Source organism: Streptomyces sp. BA2 (assembly GCF_009769735.1).
Lineage (GTDB): Bacteria > Actinomycetota > Actinomycetes > Streptomycetales > Streptomycetaceae > Streptomyces.
The window spans coordinates 9,181,397-9,197,779 of record NZ_WSRO01000002.1; the positions used below are offsets into that span (position 1 = coordinate 9,181,397).

General features: G+C 67.5%; 15 protein-coding genes and 3 pseudogenes. 6 read left to right on the top strand and 12 right to left on the bottom strand.

From position 1 onward, the window contains the following. Positions 1-49 precede the first annotated feature (49 nt). Positions 50-652, top strand: a complete 603-nt coding sequence (locus E5671_RS46715; RefSeq protein WP_237330387.1) for a glycoside hydrolase family 3 N-terminal domain-containing protein — start codon at positions 50-52, stop codon at positions 650-652. A 501-nt stretch (positions 653-1,153) separates the two neighbouring features. Here E5671_RS46715 and E5671_RS44040 read toward each other — a convergent pair. Beyond that, entirely contained in the window at positions 1,154-1,915 is a 762-nt protein-coding gene (locus E5671_RS44040; protein WP_160509781.1) for an SDR family oxidoreductase, read from the bottom strand. A gap of 201 nt (positions 1,916-2,116) precedes the next feature. On the opposite strand from E5671_RS44040, the gene E5671_RS44045 reads away from it, so the two are divergent. After that, on the top strand, positions 2,117-5,533 hold the full coding sequence (locus E5671_RS44045; RefSeq protein ID WP_160509782.1) for an AfsR/SARP family transcriptional regulator: 3,417 nt from the start codon (positions 2,117-2,119) through the stop codon (positions 5,531-5,533). A 344-nt stretch (positions 5,534-5,877) separates the two neighbouring features. Here the strand turns inward: E5671_RS44045 and E5671_RS44050 are convergent, their stop codons facing one another. The 3 genes and pseudogenes from E5671_RS44050 to E5671_RS44055 form a co-directional block, all read right to left on the bottom strand. Then, positions 5,878-6,426, bottom strand: a complete 549-nt coding sequence (locus E5671_RS44050; protein ID WP_160509783.1) for an RICIN domain-containing protein — start codon at positions 6,424-6,426, stop codon at positions 5,878-5,880. Positions 6,427-6,680: 254 nt separating this feature from the next. Continuing rightward, a pseudogene (locus E5671_RS45660) lies at positions 6,681-6,808 on the bottom strand (transposase); the annotation flags it as partial. A 949-nt stretch (positions 6,809-7,757) separates the two neighbouring features. Then, positions 7,758-8,198: a MerR family transcriptional regulator gene (locus tag E5671_RS44055; RefSeq protein WP_160509784.1), complete on the bottom strand. Its 441-nt coding sequence runs from the start codon at positions 8,196-8,198 to the stop codon at positions 7,758-7,760. A gap of 39 nt (positions 8,199-8,237) precedes the next feature. Between E5671_RS44055 and E5671_RS44060 the strand changes: the two genes are divergently transcribed. After that, complete coding sequence (locus tag E5671_RS44060; RefSeq protein WP_202121494.1) at positions 8,238-8,921, top strand: class I SAM-dependent methyltransferase; 684 nt, start codon at positions 8,238-8,240, stop codon at positions 8,919-8,921. Here the strand turns inward: E5671_RS44060 and E5671_RS46720 are convergent. Beyond that, positions 8,910-9,035, bottom strand: a pseudogene (locus E5671_RS46720) (IS630 family transposase); the annotation flags it as partial. The gene E5671_RS44060 and the pseudogene E5671_RS46720 sit on opposite strands and share 12 nt — an antisense overlap. A gap of 374 nt (positions 9,036-9,409) precedes the next feature. On the opposite strand from E5671_RS46720, the pseudogene E5671_RS47855 reads away from it, so the two are divergent. Next, positions 9,410-9,520, top strand: a pseudogene (locus tag E5671_RS47855) (telomere-protecting terminal protein Tpg); the annotation flags it as partial. Positions 9,521-9,682: 162 nt separating this feature from the next. Here the strand turns inward: E5671_RS47855 and tuf are convergent. Further along, entirely contained in the window at positions 9,683-10,876 is a 1,194-nt protein-coding gene (gene tuf / locus E5671_RS44065; protein ID WP_160509785.1) for an elongation factor Tu, read from the bottom strand. Between the two features lie 1,389 nt (positions 10,877-12,265). Here tuf and E5671_RS47190 point away from each other — a divergent pair. Together E5671_RS47190 and E5671_RS44070 are read left to right on the top strand one after the other, a co-directional pair. Continuing rightward, the gene (locus E5671_RS47190) at positions 12,266-12,391 is read left to right on the top strand and encodes a hypothetical protein (protein WP_272902853.1); all 126 of its coding nucleotides are present in this window, start codon (positions 12,266-12,268) and stop codon (positions 12,389-12,391) included. Between the two features lie 97 nt (positions 12,392-12,488). Then, positions 12,489-12,893, top strand: a complete 405-nt coding sequence (locus tag E5671_RS44070) for a hypothetical protein (protein WP_160509786.1) — start codon at positions 12,489-12,491, stop codon at positions 12,891-12,893. Positions 12,894-13,017: 124 nt separating this feature from the next. On the opposite strand, the gene E5671_RS47195 is transcribed toward E5671_RS44070, so the two are convergent. The 6 genes from E5671_RS47195 to E5671_RS44100 are packed head-to-tail and all read right to left on the bottom strand — an operon-like array spanning position 13,018 to position 16,274. Continuing rightward, complete coding sequence (locus E5671_RS47195) at positions 13,018-13,149, bottom strand: hypothetical protein (protein WP_272902854.1); 132 nt, start codon at positions 13,147-13,149, stop codon at positions 13,018-13,020. A gap of 38 nt (positions 13,150-13,187) precedes the next feature. After that, entirely contained in the window at positions 13,188-13,820 is a 633-nt protein-coding gene (locus tag E5671_RS44080) for a DUF6875 domain-containing protein (protein WP_160509787.1), read from the bottom strand. Next, the gene (locus E5671_RS44085; RefSeq protein ID WP_160509788.1) at positions 13,817-14,380 is read right to left on the bottom strand and encodes a hypothetical protein; all 564 of its coding nucleotides are present in this window, start codon (positions 14,378-14,380) and stop codon (positions 13,817-13,819) included. Before E5671_RS44085 ends, E5671_RS44080 begins: the two co-directional genes overlap by 4 nt. Positions 14,381-14,389: 9 nt before the next feature. Beyond that, a complete protein-coding gene (locus E5671_RS44090) occupies positions 14,390-14,590 on the bottom strand; it encodes an MbtH family protein (protein ID WP_160509789.1) in 201 nt (66 codons plus the stop codon). A gap of 47 nt (positions 14,591-14,637) precedes the next feature. Then, a complete protein-coding gene (locus tag E5671_RS44095) occupies positions 14,638-14,874 on the bottom strand; it encodes an acyl carrier protein (protein WP_160509790.1) in 237 nt (78 codons plus the stop codon). Next, positions 14,871-16,274, bottom strand: coding sequence for a class I adenylate-forming enzyme family protein (locus E5671_RS44100; protein ID WP_160509791.1), 1,404 nt, complete (start codon positions 16,272-16,274; stop codon positions 14,871-14,873). Before E5671_RS44100 ends, E5671_RS44095 begins: the two co-directional genes overlap by 4 nt. Positions 16,275-16,383 lie beyond the last annotated feature (109 nt).

The following is a 16,383-nucleotide window of genomic DNA, read 5'->3' on the forward strand; positions in this document are numbered from 1 at the left end:
TTGTCATGGGAGCTTGCGGATGTGATCCTGCCGCCGTTCGACGTTCGAGATGGCGGTGCGCGAGGGCGGCGCCCGCTCCGTGATGCCCGCCTACAACGACGTCGACGGCCTGCCCGCCCACGCCCACGCCGAACTGCTCACTCAACTCCTGCGCGCGCAATGGCAATTCACCGGCGCGGTGGTATCGGACTACTACGGCGTCTCGCTCCTTGAGGAGGCGCACCGGATCGCCGACGGGGAGGGCTGCGCCGCACGGCTCGCCCTCGCGGCCGGTGTCGACGTGGAGCTGCCAGCGACCCGCTGCTTCAACCCCGCGGACCCGCTCCCCGAGGAGCTGCTCGACCGTGCCGCGCTGAGTGTCCTCCTGCAGAAGTGCGAACTGGGGCTGCTCGATCCCGACTGGGAGCCCGTCATGGGCGGCGAGCCCGTCGACCTGAATCCCCGGCACATGCGGGAGCCGGCGCGGAACATCGCCGAGGAATCGGTAGTCCTGCTCGCCAACGAATCCGGGGCGCTGCCGCTGAGTGACGGGACGCGCATCGCCGTCGTCGGGTCGCTCGCCGACGAGCAGGCCGCCATGCTCGGCTGCTACACGTTCCCCCGGCACGCGGGCGTGCGCCATCCCGAACTGCCCACAGGCGTCGAGGTGTAGACGCTCGCCGAGGCATTGCGCGTCGAGTTTCCGGGCGCCGTGTTCGTCGACGATCTGGCGGCGGCCGACGTCTGCCTGGCCGTGGCCGTGGCCGTGGCCGGGGACCGGTCGGGTCTGTTCGGGCGCGGCTCGTCGGGCGAGGGCTGCGACACCGATGACCCCCAACTGTCATATGGGCAGGGCGGGTGCTCGATGGGGCGATGGCCTGCGGCTCCCCGGTCGTCATCGTCGTGGCGGCCTGGCGCCGGTGGGGGGTTCACCGCGTGGGTGGCCGGGGCGGCGCCCCCGGGCAGTAGGGCGCGGCGGTGTCGTCGCCGGCGTCCTGCGGCCCCGGTGGCTGAGGACGAGATTGGTCATCCCGCCTTCCCGGTGGCCGCTGGCGCCGTCCGTTGCGACATAGCGGCGTACGTGCTCCGCCACCGAGGGGTCGGGGCTCTCGACTACCGTGTCCTGCGCTGACATAAGACTCTCCAAGGCTCTCCAGGTGAGGGCCGGGCCGACTCAGTGAGCGGCAACGAGGCCCTGGGCGAAGCCGCCGTCGACGGCGAACTCGACATTGGTGGTGAAGGTCGCGTCGGCCGCCAGGAAGAGCGAGGCCGCGGCGACCTCCTCGACCGTGCCGTTGCGCCTGAGCGGCGTTGTCTTGTCACCCTGCTGCTCGAACTCCCTGCGCTGCTCCTCGGTCAGGCCGGTCACTCCCATCGTCGGCGTCTTGATGAACCCAGGAGCGACGGAGTTCACCCGGATCTTCCGGGGCAGCAACTCGGCCGCCAGCACGTGCCCGAGGGCGCGCATGGCCTCCTTCGACGCGGAGTACGCGCTCAGTCCGGGGAAGACGACGTCGTTGGCCACCGTGGTGAAGACGATCGATCCGCCATCCTCCATCAGCGGTGCCAGCGCCTGGACGGTGAAGAAGGTGCCCTTGGTGTTGATGGCGAAGTGCCGGTCCCAGGACGCCTCGGTGACCTCCGCCAGCTCGGCGAACTCCGCGACGCCGTGGTTGACGAAGAGGTGATCGACACGGCCGAGCTTCTCCTGGGTGAGGTCGGCGAGGGCTGCGATGTCCGCCATGCTGGCGGCGTCGGAGCGTACGACGTGTGCCGCCTCGCCCTTGAGCTGCGAACGCGCCTCTTCGAGGGTCTTCTCACTGCGGCCCGTCAGGACGACCTCCGCGCCTTCGGCGAGCAGCGCCTTGACGATGGCAAGGCCCATGCCGTGCGTCCCACCGGTGACGACGGCCTTCTTGCCGGTGAACCTGCTCATGATGACTCCGTAAGTTGTCGGGTGATGGTGCGTCTTGCGGTTGGATCGGGCTTGCGAGAACGACTCTGCGGCAGGGCGCTTTCGGTCCGCCTGCGATCCGCATTCGGTCCACTGCCAGACGCTTTCGGTCCGCTGCCAGGCGCTTTCGGTCTGCTGCCGGGTGCTCGCCCACGGCCCGCGTGCTGCCCGTACGCTGAACCGATGCGCTTTGGGGTACTGGGACCACTGGCCCTCTGGACGGCGGACGGCGAACTCGCGGCGGTGCCTGAGGCGAAGGTGCGCGTCCTGCTGGCCGGCCTGCTGGTCACGCCCGGACAGGTTGTCTCGGCGGATCGGCTGGTCGAGGACCTCTGGGGTGAGGCGCCGCCCGCCCGGCCGGCCGCGGCGCTGCAGACGTTGGTGTCCCGGCTGCGCAAAGCCCTGGCGACGGCCGGGGGAGAGGGCATGGTGGTGCACCGCCCGCCGGGGTACCAACTACGGGTGGCCGGCGACGCGGTGGACGCGGAGCACTTCCTCGCACTGGCCGCCTGGGCCCGTCGTACCGCGGACCCCCGCGAGCGGGCCACCGGGTTCGCCGAGGCCCTTGCCCAGTGGCGGGGTCCCGCCTTCGCCGGCTTTGCGGACGAGCCGTTCGCCCGGGCGGCAGCGGCTCGGCTCGAAGAACAGCAGCTCCTTGTCCGGGAGGAGCAGGCCGAGACCCGGCTCCTACTCGGCGAACATGGTCAACTAGCCGCTGAGCTAAAAGAACTGACTGAGCGACATCCCCTACGCGAACGGCTGCGCGCTGCCCATATGCGCGCCCTGTACGGCGGCGGTCGGCCCAGCGAGGCGCTGGACGTCTACCAGGAGGTGCGCCGCCTGCTGGCCGACGAGTTGGGCCTGGAGCCGGGCCCCGAACTGGCCGCGCTGCAGGGGGAGATCCTCAGCCAGACAGGTCAGGACGGCCGGGCAGGTCAGGACGGCCGGGCAGGTCAGGCCGCCCACCGCCCGGTGGTGCTCCACCACGCGACGGCGGAGGCTGTCCGTCCGCATCCACCTGCTGCGAAGCTGCCCGTCCCGGTCACCGGTCTGATCGGGCGGTCGCGGTCCGTGGCCGAGGTACGGGCCTTGCTTGCGGGGGAGCGCCTTGTGACGCTGACGGGACCCGGCGGCGTCGGCAAGACACGCCTTGCGCTGGAAGTTGCGGGCGGGGAGGCGGGACCAGGTGCCCACGGGGAGGCCGCGGGGCTGTTCCCGGACGGGGTACGGCTGGTGGAACTCTCCGGAGCGGCACGTTCGGCCGGGGCGTCCGGCGCCGCGGTCGACGAACTGGCCGAGGTCGCGGCGGTGGCGCTGGGCATCCGCGACGACGCCCGCCCCGGCTCACTGCCGCCGTCGGCGGCCGGCAGCCCGCACCCCCTGACGGACCGGTTGTCCCATGCGTTGCAAGACCGGCGGCTCCTGCTCGTCCTGGACAACTGCGAGCACGTGATCGAGGCGGCGGCGGCCCTGGCGCGGCTGCTGCTGCAGGCCGCGCCGGGCGTACGCCTCCTGGCCACCAGCCGTGAGCCGCTGGGTATTTCCGGCGAACAGCTGTGGCCCGTACCGCCGTTGGACGTTCCGATGCCCGGAGCCGCGCCCGCGGACGTGATGCGGTCGAGTGCGGTCCGGCTCTTCGTGGCGCGGGCCGCCGCCGTGTCGCCCGGCTTCACCCTCTCCCAGGGCAACGCCGAGGCGGTCGCCACCATCTGCCGCCGCATGGACGGCATTCCACTCGCCGTCGAGCTGGCGGCCACCCGGCTCCGCGTCCTGGGCGCGGCCACACTCGCCGAACGGCTCGACGACCGGTTCGGGCTCCTGACGAGTGGGCGGCGAGACGCCCCGGCGCGGCAGCAGACCCTGCGAGCGGTGATCGACTGGAGCTGGGAGCTGCTGACCGCCGCAGAGCGGGCGGTGCTGCGCCGCTTGGCCGTCCACTCCGACGGCTGCACTCTGGACGCCGCCGAGGCGCTCTGCTCGGGGGGTGGGGTGAAGCCCGGTGAGGTCGTCGACCTGCTGGCCCGGCTCGTGGACCGGTCGCTGGTCGTCGTCACCGACGGCAAGCAGCCTCCCGGCGCCCTCGAAGAACCGCAGCCGCGCTACCGGCTGCTGGAGTCGGTGGCGGCGTACTGCCTGGAACAACTGCGGGCGACGAGGACGAACCCGGCACACAAAACCGCACCGGCGGCCGCGTACGGGGGTGGGTCCGCGACCGAGTACGACCAGCTGCGCCGCGCCCACCTCCGCTACTACACCGAGCTCGCCGAGCGGGCCGAGAGTCATTTGCGCGGCGGTGACCAGCAGCGCTGGCTGCACCGCCTCGACGCCGAATCGGCCAACCTGCGCGCCGCACTCGACACCGCGGCCACCACCGGCGAGGCCCCGCTCGCCCGGCGCCTTGTGCGGGCCATGGCCTGGTACTGGTTCCTGCGTGGCCGGCTCACGGAAGCCAAGCGCTCCCTGGCCACGGCGCTGGCCATCGCACAGAAGCCCACGGCGGACCAGGAGAGCGGGACGTCCGGTGACGACCGCGCCCACGTGGCCGCGTGGCACGCGGGAATGACCCTGCTGTCGGGCGACCCGCTGGGACCCGGGCAGGTGAGTCGAGTGCCGCTGCGGCTGTACGAGGACATGGCAGACGGCGGTGACATCGGCAGGGGCACCCCAGGTTGGTTCCTCGCCCATGCCGCGACGATGTTCGGCGCGATGGAGGTGGGTGAGGAGCTGGTTGACCGTACTCTGGCCGATGTCCGGACGCGGGGCGACAGCTGGGGCATCGCGGCGTCCCTGAGCCTACGGGGCGTGCAGCGCTACGTACGCGGCGACCTGACAGCCTCCCGGTCAGACGCCGACGACAGCCTCGACCTCTTCCGTGAACTCGGCGACCGCTGGGGCCAGTTGCAGGCCATCGGAGTGCTGGGCAGGCTGGCGGAGATCGAAGGCGACTACCGGTCCGCGCAGGCCCAGCACCGACACGGCCTGCGCATCGCCGAGGACCTGGGCCTGTGGACCGAGGCATCCGTCCGCTGGTCCGAACTGGGCCGCATCGCCCTCCTCGACGGCGACCACGCGCGAGCCGAGCGACTTCACCACAACGGCCGACGGCTCGCCGTCCAGCATGCCGACCACCGCGCCCAGGAGTTCGCCGAGGTCGGCCTCGCTCTGGGCGCCCGGCGTCAGGGACGCTTGGACGAGGCCGAGCCCTACCTGCGTACCTGGCTGAAGTGGAACCGCCGGTTCGAGGCCCAGAACGGCGCCGCTCTCATCCTCGCCGAGCTCGGCTTCATCGCCGAACTCCGCGGCGACCACGATGCGGCCCTGGCCCTCCACACCGAGGGCCTGACGGCCGCCCGCACCACCGGGGACCCCCGAGCCGTCGCCCTCGCCCTGGAGGGCTTGGCCGGCGCCCACCAGCTGGCCGGCCGCTTCGAACTCGCCGCCCAACTCCTCGGCACAGCCGCCCGCTCCCGCACCTCCGTGCGGGCACCTCTGCCGCCGGCCGAACGCGGCGACGTCGACCGCATCACGGCCGCCGTCCGTACGGCCCTGGGCGATGCCGGCTTCACCGCCGCGTTCGCCCGGGACGCGGCAATGCCGTAACGCAGTGGTTCGTGGCATCAACATCACACGCTGCTCGCGCAAGCAGGCCCGGACAAGGAGTCCGAAGCCGATTAGAACGCTTTCCTGTAATTAGAACGCTTCCCTGTAAGTCGGCTCTCAAATGGCTCCCAGGCATAGCCGGTGCGTCCTTCGACTCGTTCGCGCCGGTGCCTGCGCTGACCACTTCAGCGTGCCCCCTGGACGTAACCCAGGAAGCGGGTGAGGCCGCGGACGATAGGCAGGGCCGTGTCGTGGTGCTGTCGGTGCGAGGTGACACCCTGAGACCACGGAGGCCCCGCCGCGCAGTTCCGCGTGGCGGGCCTTGGTGCTGTGTGCTTCGGGAACTACTTCCACTGCGCATTCGTGTTCAAGTGCGGCCACAGCGAGACTTGGCTACCCCGTCCGTCCGCACCGCAATGGATCTTCAAACTTCCCTTCTCCCACGGTCCGAGCAAGGTGTAGCTGTAGTCCGTGTGCACGGGCTTCACGTAGAAGTCCTGGTTCTTGCGTCCGTTGCAGTTCCAGACGATGAGCCCCTGTCCCTTCTTGTACCTGCTCCCGGGGACGTCCAGGCACAGACCCCTGTTGTCCCATGGGCGGAGATTCCACCCGTACCCGCGCGGCCCCTGGGTCAAGCACCACCTTTCGTTGCCCTTCCCGCCGAACCACGGCCACGTGATCACCTTGGCTCCCTTGCGGCTGCCTCCCGAGACGTTCAGGTACACGGGCCCGCTGCCGCTGCTTGCTGAGAAGGTGTAGGCGTGGTTCGCGTTACAGCTGACGGCCGCCGTCTTCGTCGGGTTGTCGGCTTGCGCGACAGCCGAGCCAGTCGGTAGCACGGCAACACCGATCGCGAGCGCGCCGAGGATTGCCCCGAGGCGTTGTTTCGCCATGGTTTCCCCCTTGTTGCGAAGTCAGGAACCAACGTATTGGCGAGCTAAACGCATGAAATCCAGTGGTAGTTGGAGATAGGTATCAATCCAGAGCGGTACAGCGTGCACAGCTACTGCACAGGTTGACGAGTCGGAATCTCCGACATTCGCACCGTCTCCACCATCGCCGCTCGACTCGCCGCTTCCGCGATGCTGACGCTCACCGCCAACTGGGCTCCGCCTTTGAGGGCCCAGCTTTGAACCCCATGACCGGGCCTCCACGCGATGGCCTCAAGGGTGCGGCGGTGTGGTCGGCCCACCGCCGACCGCGGACCGGATCAGCTGGCATCAGCGGCTCGATCCGGTCCCACATCGCATCAGTGATCACTAATCGGACAGACACACCCGATCAACTGACCAGCCGATCAAAGGGACACGCTCTAGCGCTCCTCGACGCCGATCTCAACCGGATCGCCGAACGCCAACGAGCTCAGCAATATTCGCCTTCGATGTTGTTGCCGGAAATGCAGTCTCTGGCCGGTCCGCCCCACCAGGACGAGTTCATGGGGCCAAGGCGCCACATTCGCTCGTCGGTGGGCTGTGAAACCTTCACGTCAATTGGCACGAAGGTGTCGCCGTCGTCTTGTTGGTGAAGGCATGGGTCTTCAGGGATGGTTGGCCAGCAGTGAGGGAGGCTGCGGGTGCTGCAGTGGGGGCACTGCACAAGGCGGCTGCGAGTGCGGCGGCCAGGGCGAGTCGGCGGGAGCTCGACATTTCTCTCCGTTCGTGCCGGTAGCACAAGTGGCGGGACGAGGCGGGAGGAGGATGCCCCCGGAAGGCGTGAACCTCTCCGAGGTGCTGCGGATCATGCCTCGGAATGAACAGCGTAGGTACGCGCCCTGCCGAAGGTTCACTCGGAAGCGCGAGGCCAGGGCGTTAGCGTGAGCTACGGCTCTCAGTGGTCCGAGCAGGAAGACCGCCAGTAACTCCTGTCGTACACCTGCTCCAAGTCCGCTCATCATCGGCGACGGAGCCCTGGGAGTGTGGGCCGGAGCGCGGAGCGGCGCGAGGCGTACTCCAACGACCTGGTCGCCCCTGCTTCGTTGGTGGCCGTCACCGCCCGTGTTACTGACCTTCCCGAAGGGGTGTCGGGGGTGACACTGCGGGTGCTCCGCGCTACGCCGATGTCATCCGGTATGCGCAAGGGGGGACGCAGGACCTACGAACAAGTGGCCCGGGAACGGGTCAGGGTGCTGGCGGCCGAGGGCTTCGAGCGGGGCGAGAAGAACACGGTGATCGCGAAGGACTTGCGGGTGAGCCTGCGTTTCGCTGAGAGGCGTTGCCCCACGTCGTCAGTGGGGGTGGGCCTCGTGAAGGGGCGATCCAGCAAGGCGGGCGCCGAGGACGCCAGCAAAGTTGGGACAGTTGTGGATGTCGGTGTGTGGACAGGCCAGTGCGTGGGCGATGGCGGTGCGTGCCGTTTGGGCTTGGGCGATGTGCTCGTCGAGCTCGGCAAGCTTGCGCTGGTGGAGTTCTCGCCAGGCGCCGGGGTCATCGGAACGAGAGGCGACAAGCGCCTTGACCTCGCGCAGCGTGAAACCGACGTCTCGTAGGAGCAGGATCAGTCCGACCAGTCCCACTGCCGAAGCCGGGTAACGCCGTTGGCCTGAGACCCGGGCCGGGGTGGGAACCAGGCCCAGTTCCTCCCAGTAGCGCAACGCCGAGGTAGCGACCCCAGTGATCCTGGCCAGCTCACCGATCGTCAACTGCTTCGTAGGCTGCTTGTCCACCATGTTGACTTCAAGGGTACTTGAAGCTGTTGGCTGGCGCCCATGACATCGACCTTGCTCAAGCAGCGCGTGACCACCAAAATCGTGCGCCAGTTTGGCCGCCCGCACGGTGTGCCCGGATGGCTGGTCGGATGGGTCATGGCACACCGCGCCTCCAACCGGCAGCGGAGTCTGTGGGTGGTGTCCCTGCTCGACGTCCAACCCACCGATCAGGTGCTCGAAGTCGGCTTCGGCCCTGGTCTGGCCATCGCCGAGTTGGCCCGCCGCGCCAACCAAGGACACATCTATGGCATCGACCACTCTGACGCCATGATCCGCCAAACCCGTAAGCGGAACGCGGCTGCCATCCGCACCCAGCGGGTCACACTGCTGCACACCTCAGTGGATCGGTTGCCGCGCTTCGACAAGCCGCTTGACGCCATCGTCGCCGTGAACTCGCTTGGGTTCTGGCCCAACCCGACGCAACAGCTCAGCGAACTGCGCCGTCTGCTCCGGCCGGGCGGACGCATCGCGCTCGCCAGCCAGCCCCGCTGCGCCGGGGCCACCGCTGACACCACCGCCCGAGCCGGCCGGGAACTTCACGATCGGCTCACCCAGGCAGGCTTCACTCAAGCCCGCATGGAAACTCTCCCTTTGGCCCCACCAGTTGCCTGTGTTCTCGCCACCAACCCGGCAGAGGGCCAAGGCGAGATGCCAACGACGGCCAGTCCTCCGTTACCGGCCTGAGTCGTCAATACGTCGGGAGCAAGCGGCGAGGCTTTCGAGGATCTCATCGGCGGTCTGGGTCCACACGAAGGGCTTCGGGTCCGCATTCCATTCCTTGATCCAGGCGCGGACGTCTTTCTTCTGGGGCCATGTGCGCCACTATGGGAAGGTGGAACTCGATCTGGGCGCGGGGTTGGGATCGCCGCGTCGGTCTGACCGCCCCATGTGTGCCCGCCTCTCCTCCATGTCGCTGGAGGTGAGACGGGGTTCTCCACAAGTGTCCTGGCATGATCCGGGCTGAGGGGGCCGGTGCCGGCGTCGCTCGGGTCAGAGGGTCAGGGCGGTCTGTCTAACTGACCGGTCGGTGGCGAGTTCTGTGCGGATCTCAAGACCAACGGTTTCCGGCCCGAGGGCGGCCGCCGCCCCGGGTCCATCAGGGCCGTCATGCCGTGTCTTACCGCAGCGAGTTCGCGATGGGTGCCCTGCGGCCGTTCAGGCTCTTCTGCGGCCTCACCGCCGACGCCCTCCGCGAGGTGCACTTCCAGGACGGCGGCCGCCGTGCGGGCTCCCTCGACGAGGTGCAGCTCAACGACATCCAGCACCTGGAGTTCGACCTGTGAACACGCCCTATCACCACCGGCAGGACGAGGGTGTGTGACTGAGCACGCGAGTTGGCCACTGTGTACTTCAGTTGGCTACTGGCGCGCTCAGCCCAATGAGGATTTCTTGCTCTTGCGCCTGCTGGCTTAGAACAGGGCCATTGGAGGTGGGCAGGGGTCCGCCTACTTGACGACCTTGGTGACTTGGCCGGCGCCGACGGTGCGGCCCCCTTCGCGGATGGTGAAGCGCAGGCCCTCCTCCATGGCGACCGGCTGGATCAGCGAGACGTTCATGGTGGCGTTGTCGCCTGGCATGACCATCTCCGTGCCCTCCTGGAGGGTCACGACTCCGGTGACGTCCGTGGTGCGGAAGTAGAACTGCGGGCGGTAGTTGTTGAAGAAGGGGGTGTGACGGCCACCCTCGTCCTTCGACAAGATGTAGGCCGTGGCCTCGAACTCGGTGTGCGGGGTGACCGAACCCGGCTTGATGATGCACTGGCCGCGCTCGACGTCCTCGCGCTTGATGCCGCGAAGGAGCAAGCCGACGTTCTCACCGGCCTGGCCCTCGTCGAGCAGCTTGCGGAACATCTCGATGCCGGTGACCGTGGTGGTGGTCTTCTCGGTCTTGATGCCGATGATGTCGACGGTCTCGTTGACCTTGAGGATGCCACGCTCGATCCGGCCGGTGACGACGGTGCCACGACCGGTGATCGTGAAGACGTCTTCGATCGGCATCAGGAACGGCTGGTCGACGTCACGCTGCGGCTCCGGGACGTTCTCGTCCACAGCCTTCATCAGCTCGACGACGGTCTTGGTCCACTCCGGGTCACCCTCGAGCGCCTTGAGCGCGGAGACCTTGACGACCGGCAGGTCGTCGCCCGGGAACTCGTACTCGGAGAGGAGCTCACGGACCTCGAGCTCGACGAGCTCCAGGATCTCCTCGTCGTCCACCATGTCGGCCTTGTTCAGGGCGACGACGATGTACGGAACGCCGGACTGGCGGGCCAGGAGCACGTGCTCCTTGGTCTGCGGCATCGGGCCGTCGGAAGCGGCGACCACGAGGATGGCGCCGTCCATCTGCGCGGCACCCGTGATCATGTTCTTGATGTAGTCCGCGTGCCCGGGGCAGTCGACGTGGGCGTAGTGGCGGGCGGCGGTCTGGTACTCGACGTGCGCGATCGAGATGGTGATACCGCGCTGACGCTCCTCCGGCGCTTTGTCGATGTCCTCGAACGGCGTGAACGGGTTCAGGTCCGGGAACTCGTTGTGCAGCACCTTGGTGATGGCTGCGGTAAGCGTGGTCTTCCCGTGGTCGACGTGCCCGATCGTGCCGATGTTCACGTGCGGCTTGGTCCGCTCAAACTTCGCCTTCGCCATGTGCTGTCTCCTCGCGCCTGGGCGGGCCGCGTGGCTGGGTACCCGCATAGCCCTGCTCTCCGATGGGTCAGTGCACGAGTGCGGTCCCGCTCAGCGCCGAACCACTCCACATAGACCACGACCGACGGTAACCACACTCGCACAATCGGTGATCATAGGGCTGTCGTTGCCTGACGTACACGGGTTGGCCCCGCCTGCCGCGAAGGTTGACGGTCATGCGGCGGGACCCTGGGGATCGAGCGAAGGAAACGGATTGCCGATCTGGATCACTGAAGCCGCGCCCTCCCGCCTGAGCACGAAGCAGCCAACTGCACAGTGGCCAACTGGCGCTCAGTCACACTTGTTTGTGACTGAGCGCCGTAGTTGGCCACTGAGCGCGGTAACTGGCCAATCCGGCCAGCGCCGTACTCAGCACGAGCCTCGCAATTGTCCCGTCGCAACGTAGGTGACAGATTCGAGGTCGTTTTCACCTGTGAAGCCTGTTTGATCCCAACATGTACCTGTGACAGGACATGGCTTGATGGGCAACAAGGGTGGAGGTTAACGACCTCTCAACTGGGCTACAGCGGGTCGGTTCCCGCCAGGCGGCCGACGCGCCCCTTGTCGGCGCTCTGCACCTGGGCGATCAATGTGCCTGCGGCTTCGGTCTGGCCGCCTTGCTCCACACCCGATCTCCAGCTCCGCTTCATAACGTGAGTGCCTGTCAGATCCGGGACGCGATCTTGTGTCGAATGCCGCATTTAGCCGCGTACGCGTCAAGCAGGCATGCGTTCTCTTCACACTTCCCATGCCAGCTGCACGACGCAAGGTGGCATGGTTGATCGACTGGTGGGCCGGACACTCCGCGTCCGCGTTGGGGGGCTTTGATGCGTGCTCGTACTGCTGCAGCTTCGGCCGTTTTGATCCTGTGCACTGTGATGGGCTCGGCGGCCTGCTCGTCGTCCTCGGACGGTAACCCGTCTTCGGGTACCTCGACGTCGGACGAACAGGGGAAGAGCCAGCGCCAGGCGAACAGGGTCGCCCCCGATGCCGATCCCTCGGCCTGCGCGACTTCCAGCGAGAAGATCCCGGAAGGCTGTGAGGTCGACATGGATGTAGCCGAGATGGGCGAGGCAACTCCGGCCGGGGAGCGGCCTGCGACGAATGCGTGGGTACCCCCGGCGAAGTGACTGCACCTATGACGGACGGCCCGGCTCGACGGGGGAGCGTCGGAGTCGGGAGGGCTGAGAGCGCCGTCGGCGAGCCCGCGGTGCCCGCGTGATTGTGCGTCACATCTGTGATGCGACCCCGGTTTTGTCGGTAGCGCGCCCACGATGAGCGCGACCGAGGCCGCACTGGAAGGAAGTCTGTGGCCGTTCGGCGATGTCGGGGTGGGGCAATTCGACGTCGATGAGCCGGTTCCAGTCGTTCGCGAAGGAGTTCCGTCTCACGGACGAGGATCTCTACTTCGTGGAGACTCCGGGATTCGAGAAGTGCGACCCCTCCAAGGCTGTCGTGAAGTGTGACATCCGGTAGCCCTTGAGGACTGACCGTTCAACGGGGGCTCTGGGAGCGGCGTGTACCGTTCTCGGGGCCCCTTCGTCATGGGAGAGAGTATGAGTGACGGACTGACGTGGCCGGCGAACAGCGACGTGACGTGGGCGGGGTACTGCCCTTCGCGGTGGCGTACGGGGACTGGCCGGGGTATACGGGGCCGGGGTTCACCGACGGTCTCTCCAGGGGGACGCGCATCTTCCAGCTCTACTACGAGAGTGAGAATCCAAAGGTGCCGCCACCCTCATTCTCCTATTTCCACCAGGAGACGTACATGTGCGGTTTCGACCTGTGTTCGTTCCCGGATGTGGGCGGTACGGCGCCGGAGCTGATCCTCCGTGATGTTCAGGCTGCCGGTATCGAGGGGGAGGAGGACCGTGACGCCGCCCATGTCAGGTCTCTGTCGGTGGTGGAAGACCGGTTCGGTCTGAGTCTTCCCCGAATGCAGATGCTGGAAGGGCTGCTGCCCGCCGCGACGATCTGACACGAAAGCCCCCGCCGGTATATCCGGACGCTGAGGTGAAAACTTCCTGCAGTTGGTCGTCAGGCTGCGTGAGGTCCGGCGGCAGGGCTGGTCCAAAGTCGTTTGATCTTGGCGTAGTTGCTGGTCACCGGGACACGCGGAGGAGGTCGAGTGGCCGAGTGAAGGGCTCGTAGGGCACCTCGCGGAGACCGGCGGCGATGTTGGTGTGGCCGTGTTCGTGGAGCTTGTTGATCGCGAGGTTGCGCAGGACGGCCATGTTCTCGGGGCCATGCCCGGTACGGACTTGGGCGGAATCTACGGCGGACCACCGTGAGCCTGCTCGGCCTCCTGGTAACGCTCCATCAAGAGCGGGTCCATCACGGTGGACCCGGGTTCGAAGAACTTGCCGAACCGCTCCCGGTACTGCTGGAACCATTGCGGCCGCTCGGACAGGAAGAAGACGTCGTGCAGGGCGATGGCGCGGATGGCGAACAGGGGCAAGGGTGCCTTGCTCACCGCGAAGCGGGGGTTGCGTGCGGCCGTCACCTCGCAGTTCTCGTGGAACTGGCCGATCATGAGCCCCTGTGCCACGAAGGCGTCCTTCACTCGGGTATGGGCCTGGTCGAGCAGTCCGGTGTCCTCACTGCGCAGGTCGGGAAGTGCGACCACCATGGCCCGTAGCATGGGATTGCGGCCCTGCCAGGACGTCAGTTCGTACTCTCGCAGGCTGCTGCGGGCGATCTCCTCGATCAGCTCCAGGGTCGGCGCGTGGCCGGCCAAACGCAGGCGGATCTCCATCGTCCGGTTCTTGCGCGAGGGGGCCACGAAGGGACAGATGGGCCCCGTGCGGCTGATCTCCGGATGGCTCGCTGAGATGTACTCGGTCAGCCATTCCTCGACCGTCTCCAGCGCGGACGCGAAGTCGACCAGGGATGCCGTGGACGTCATGACGCACCGGTCAGTTCGGCGACGCGGTCGACGGCTATGCGTGCGAGCCGCTGGATCTCCGACTCGTCCGGGACACGGGCGTTGACGAAGGTGAGAATGTCGTCCTTCGCGACGATCACCCAGGCGGTCTCGATGCGGAAGTGGTCGACGGTGGACAGCCACCGCACCACAAAGCCGCCGTCTCCCAGCTCGACAGGCCCCAGATCCACCCTCGAGATGTCGAGCTGCACGCCGTCGTTGAGTTCCATCCGGTACTGCGCGCAGGCGTGCACCGCGTCGAAGAGCTCCTGGTAGATCTGCCGGCAGGTCCGGTGGCCGAACTGGGTGACATGGTGGAACACCACCGATCCCGCGACGTTCGTGAACAGCGCGGAGGCGTGGTGCACCGTCTCGGGATGCGTGCCGTGCGTGAGCATGTTGGTCAGGTCGACGATGGCCCGTCCCGACTCGTCGCCGGAGACGAAGACGGGATCGTAGGCGGCGCTCGGCTCCTCGCCGTAGAACGACTCCTCGAGGTCCTCCTCCCGTAACAGCAGCTGCTGGAATGCGGCGTCGTCCATCGAGGTCTCCTATCGGCGCACGAGGCTCAGCGGGCGCATATCGGTCCAGTGTTTCTCGACGTAGGCGAGGCAGGTCTGGCGGTCGCTCTGGCCGAGCGCGACCGTCCAGCCCGCGGGCACCTCGGCGAACGAGGGCCACAGCGAGTGCTGGCCCTCGTTGTTGACGAGCACCAGGAAGGTGCCGTCGGGGTTCTCGAAGGGGTTGCTCATCATCGCTCCCTGTGCAATGCGGTCGGATGGGGGGCCAGGTGTGACGGTCAGTGCTCCTGCACGACCCTGGTCACATAGGTGTGTATGCCGTCGATCGAGGTGAATTGGGCCATGTCGTCGAACTGCGGCTCGATGACCACGCCGTGCCGCTCCTCCAGCACGTGTTGAAGGACCACCAGGGTGAAGGAGTCGATCACCAGCTCGGCGTCGTCGGTCAGTTCCTCGGGCGGCCCGAGTCCCGCGTTCTCGGTCAATATCGCCCTGAGGTCGTCTTTCGAGATCATTGGTCCCCCTGTGCCCGCGAGGGCGATTCCGACAGGACGCGTCCGTGCATCAGCGCACGGTCGCGGATCAGCTTCCCCATCGAGTTCCGCGGCAGCAGTCGCGTGACGTGGAACCGCTTGGGGACCTTGACGGGGCTCAGACGCTCCCGGCACCAGACCGTCAACTCGTCCGCGTCGACGGCGGGGTCGGCGCCCACGAACGCCTCGATGACCTCTCCGTGCGTCACGACGGCCTCTGTCACCCGGTCGTGGGCCAGGAGGACGTTCTCCACTTCCGTGAGGTCGACCTTCAGTCCGCCGATCACGGTCAGCGAGTCGGCCCGGCCGAGCATGCTGAGCACCCCGGTCGCGGGGTCCTGCCGGACCCGGTCGTAGGTCCGCAGCCAGCCGTCCGTATAGCGGTCCGCGTGCTCGCCGTACAGATACGGCGAGTGGTCGATCCGCACATACAGCTCGTCGTCGACGACCTTGACCTCGGCTCCCGGCACCGGAAGCCCCAGCTGCGGAGGGACGGACGTGCCGGACAGGTCACCCGCGATCAGTCCGATCTCGGTCAGTCCGTAGACCGGGCTGATCGGCAGGCCGAAGCGTGAACGGAAGTTCTCGTACGTCTCCTGCGGCACCCGCTCGCCGCCGGACACCGCGAGGCGCAGTGCGGGCAGTTGGGGCCGGTCGGCGACGCGGGACAGCAGGTCGTAGTGGACGGGCGTTCCGTAGACGGCGGTTGTCCCGGTGGCCGCCATGAGCCGTACGACCTCGGCCGGGCGCAGCGTCGGCGGGATGATCAGCGTCGCCCCGGACGCGAGCGCGTGCAGCACGCCGCTGACCAGGCCCATGTTGTGCATGACCGAGTTCAGCAGCATCACCCGGTCGTCCGCGCTGGGGATCCCGGGGAGGGCGGCGTGCCGGTCGATTTCGGCCAGCACGGAGTCGGCGGGTCGGCCGATCACCTTGGGCCGGCCGGACGAGCCCGAGCTGAACTGCACCAGTCGTATGCCGTCGACGGCGGTCCGGCCGTCCGGAAGCGGCCGGACCGTGAAGTCCGACTCCTGACGGAATCCGGCCACCGGCCCTCCGGCGCTGGCCGCGGCGACGAGGTACTGCGGACGCACCAGCTGGACCAGCGGTTCGTACTCGGCCGGTTTCAGCCGGAAGTCGACCAGGACCACCTGCGCCCCACGGCTCCACAGTGCCAACAGCACCTGAATATAAGTGAAACTCGGCGTCATCCTCAGGAGAACCGAGCTGCCTTCGCCGATTCCCTGGTTCCGGAAACGATCCTCAAACTCGGCTACCGCACTGCGTAACTGTCCCCGGGTGACCGAAGCGCTCGAAACGGCCCACGGGTCGTCGTCCGCGCCACGGTTCAGCAGATGACTCACCCACTGCGTTTTCGCCATACGGGTTTCCTTCTGTGAAACAGCCTCGGGAAACGTGCGATCGGCATTTATGGACGGTGAAGCTAACACCGCCGATAAACGGCGGGCAAGAGCCCGTCGATCAAGGCGA

Excerpts from the sequence above, each read along its gene's own strand:
- E5671_RS46715 (WP_237330387.1), top strand. The coding sequence starts at position 50 with ATGGCGGTGCGCGAGGGCGGCGCCCGCTCCGTGATGCCCGCCTACAAC.
- E5671_RS44040 (WP_160509781.1), bottom strand. The coding sequence starts at position 1,915 with ATGAGCAGGTTCACCGGCAAGAAGGCCGTCGTCACCGGTGGGACGCAC.
- E5671_RS44045 (WP_160509782.1), top strand. The coding sequence starts at position 2,117 with ATGCGCTTTGGGGTACTGGGACCACTGGCCCTCTGGACGGCGGACGGC.
- E5671_RS44050 (WP_160509783.1), bottom strand. The coding sequence starts at position 6,426 with ATGGCGAAACAACGCCTCGGGGCAATCCTCGGCGCGCTCGCGATCGGT.
- E5671_RS44055 (WP_160509784.1), bottom strand. The coding sequence starts at position 8,198 with ATGGTGGACAAGCAGCCTACGAAGCAGTTGACGATCGGTGAGCTGGCC.
- E5671_RS44060 (WP_202121494.1), top strand. The coding sequence starts at position 8,238 with ATGACATCGACCTTGCTCAAGCAGCGCGTGACCACCAAAATCGTGCGC.
- tuf (WP_160509785.1), bottom strand. The coding sequence starts at position 10,876 with ATGGCGAAGGCGAAGTTTGAGCGGACCAAGCCGCACGTGAACATCGGC.
- E5671_RS47190 (WP_272902853.1), top strand. The coding sequence starts at position 12,266 with ATGAGCCGGTTCCAGTCGTTCGCGAAGGAGTTCCGTCTCACGGACGAG.
- E5671_RS47195 (WP_272902854.1), bottom strand. The coding sequence starts at position 13,149 with ATGGCCGTCCTGCGCAACCTCGCGATCAACAAGCTCCACGAACACGGC.
- E5671_RS44080 (WP_160509787.1), bottom strand. The coding sequence starts at position 13,820 with ATGACGTCCACGGCATCCCTGGTCGACTTCGCGTCCGCGCTGGAGACG.
- E5671_RS44085 (WP_160509788.1), bottom strand. The coding sequence starts at position 14,380 with ATGGACGACGCCGCATTCCAGCAGCTGCTGTTACGGGAGGAGGACCTC.
- E5671_RS44090 (WP_160509789.1), bottom strand. The coding sequence starts at position 14,590 with ATGAGCAACCCCTTCGAGAACCCCGACGGCACCTTCCTGGTGCTCGTC.
- E5671_RS44095 (WP_160509790.1), bottom strand. The coding sequence starts at position 14,874 with ATGATCTCGAAAGACGACCTCAGGGCGATATTGACCGAGAACGCGGGA.
- E5671_RS44100 (WP_160509791.1), bottom strand. The coding sequence starts at position 16,274 with ATGGCGAAAACGCAGTGGGTGAGTCATCTGCTGAACCGTGGCGCGGAC.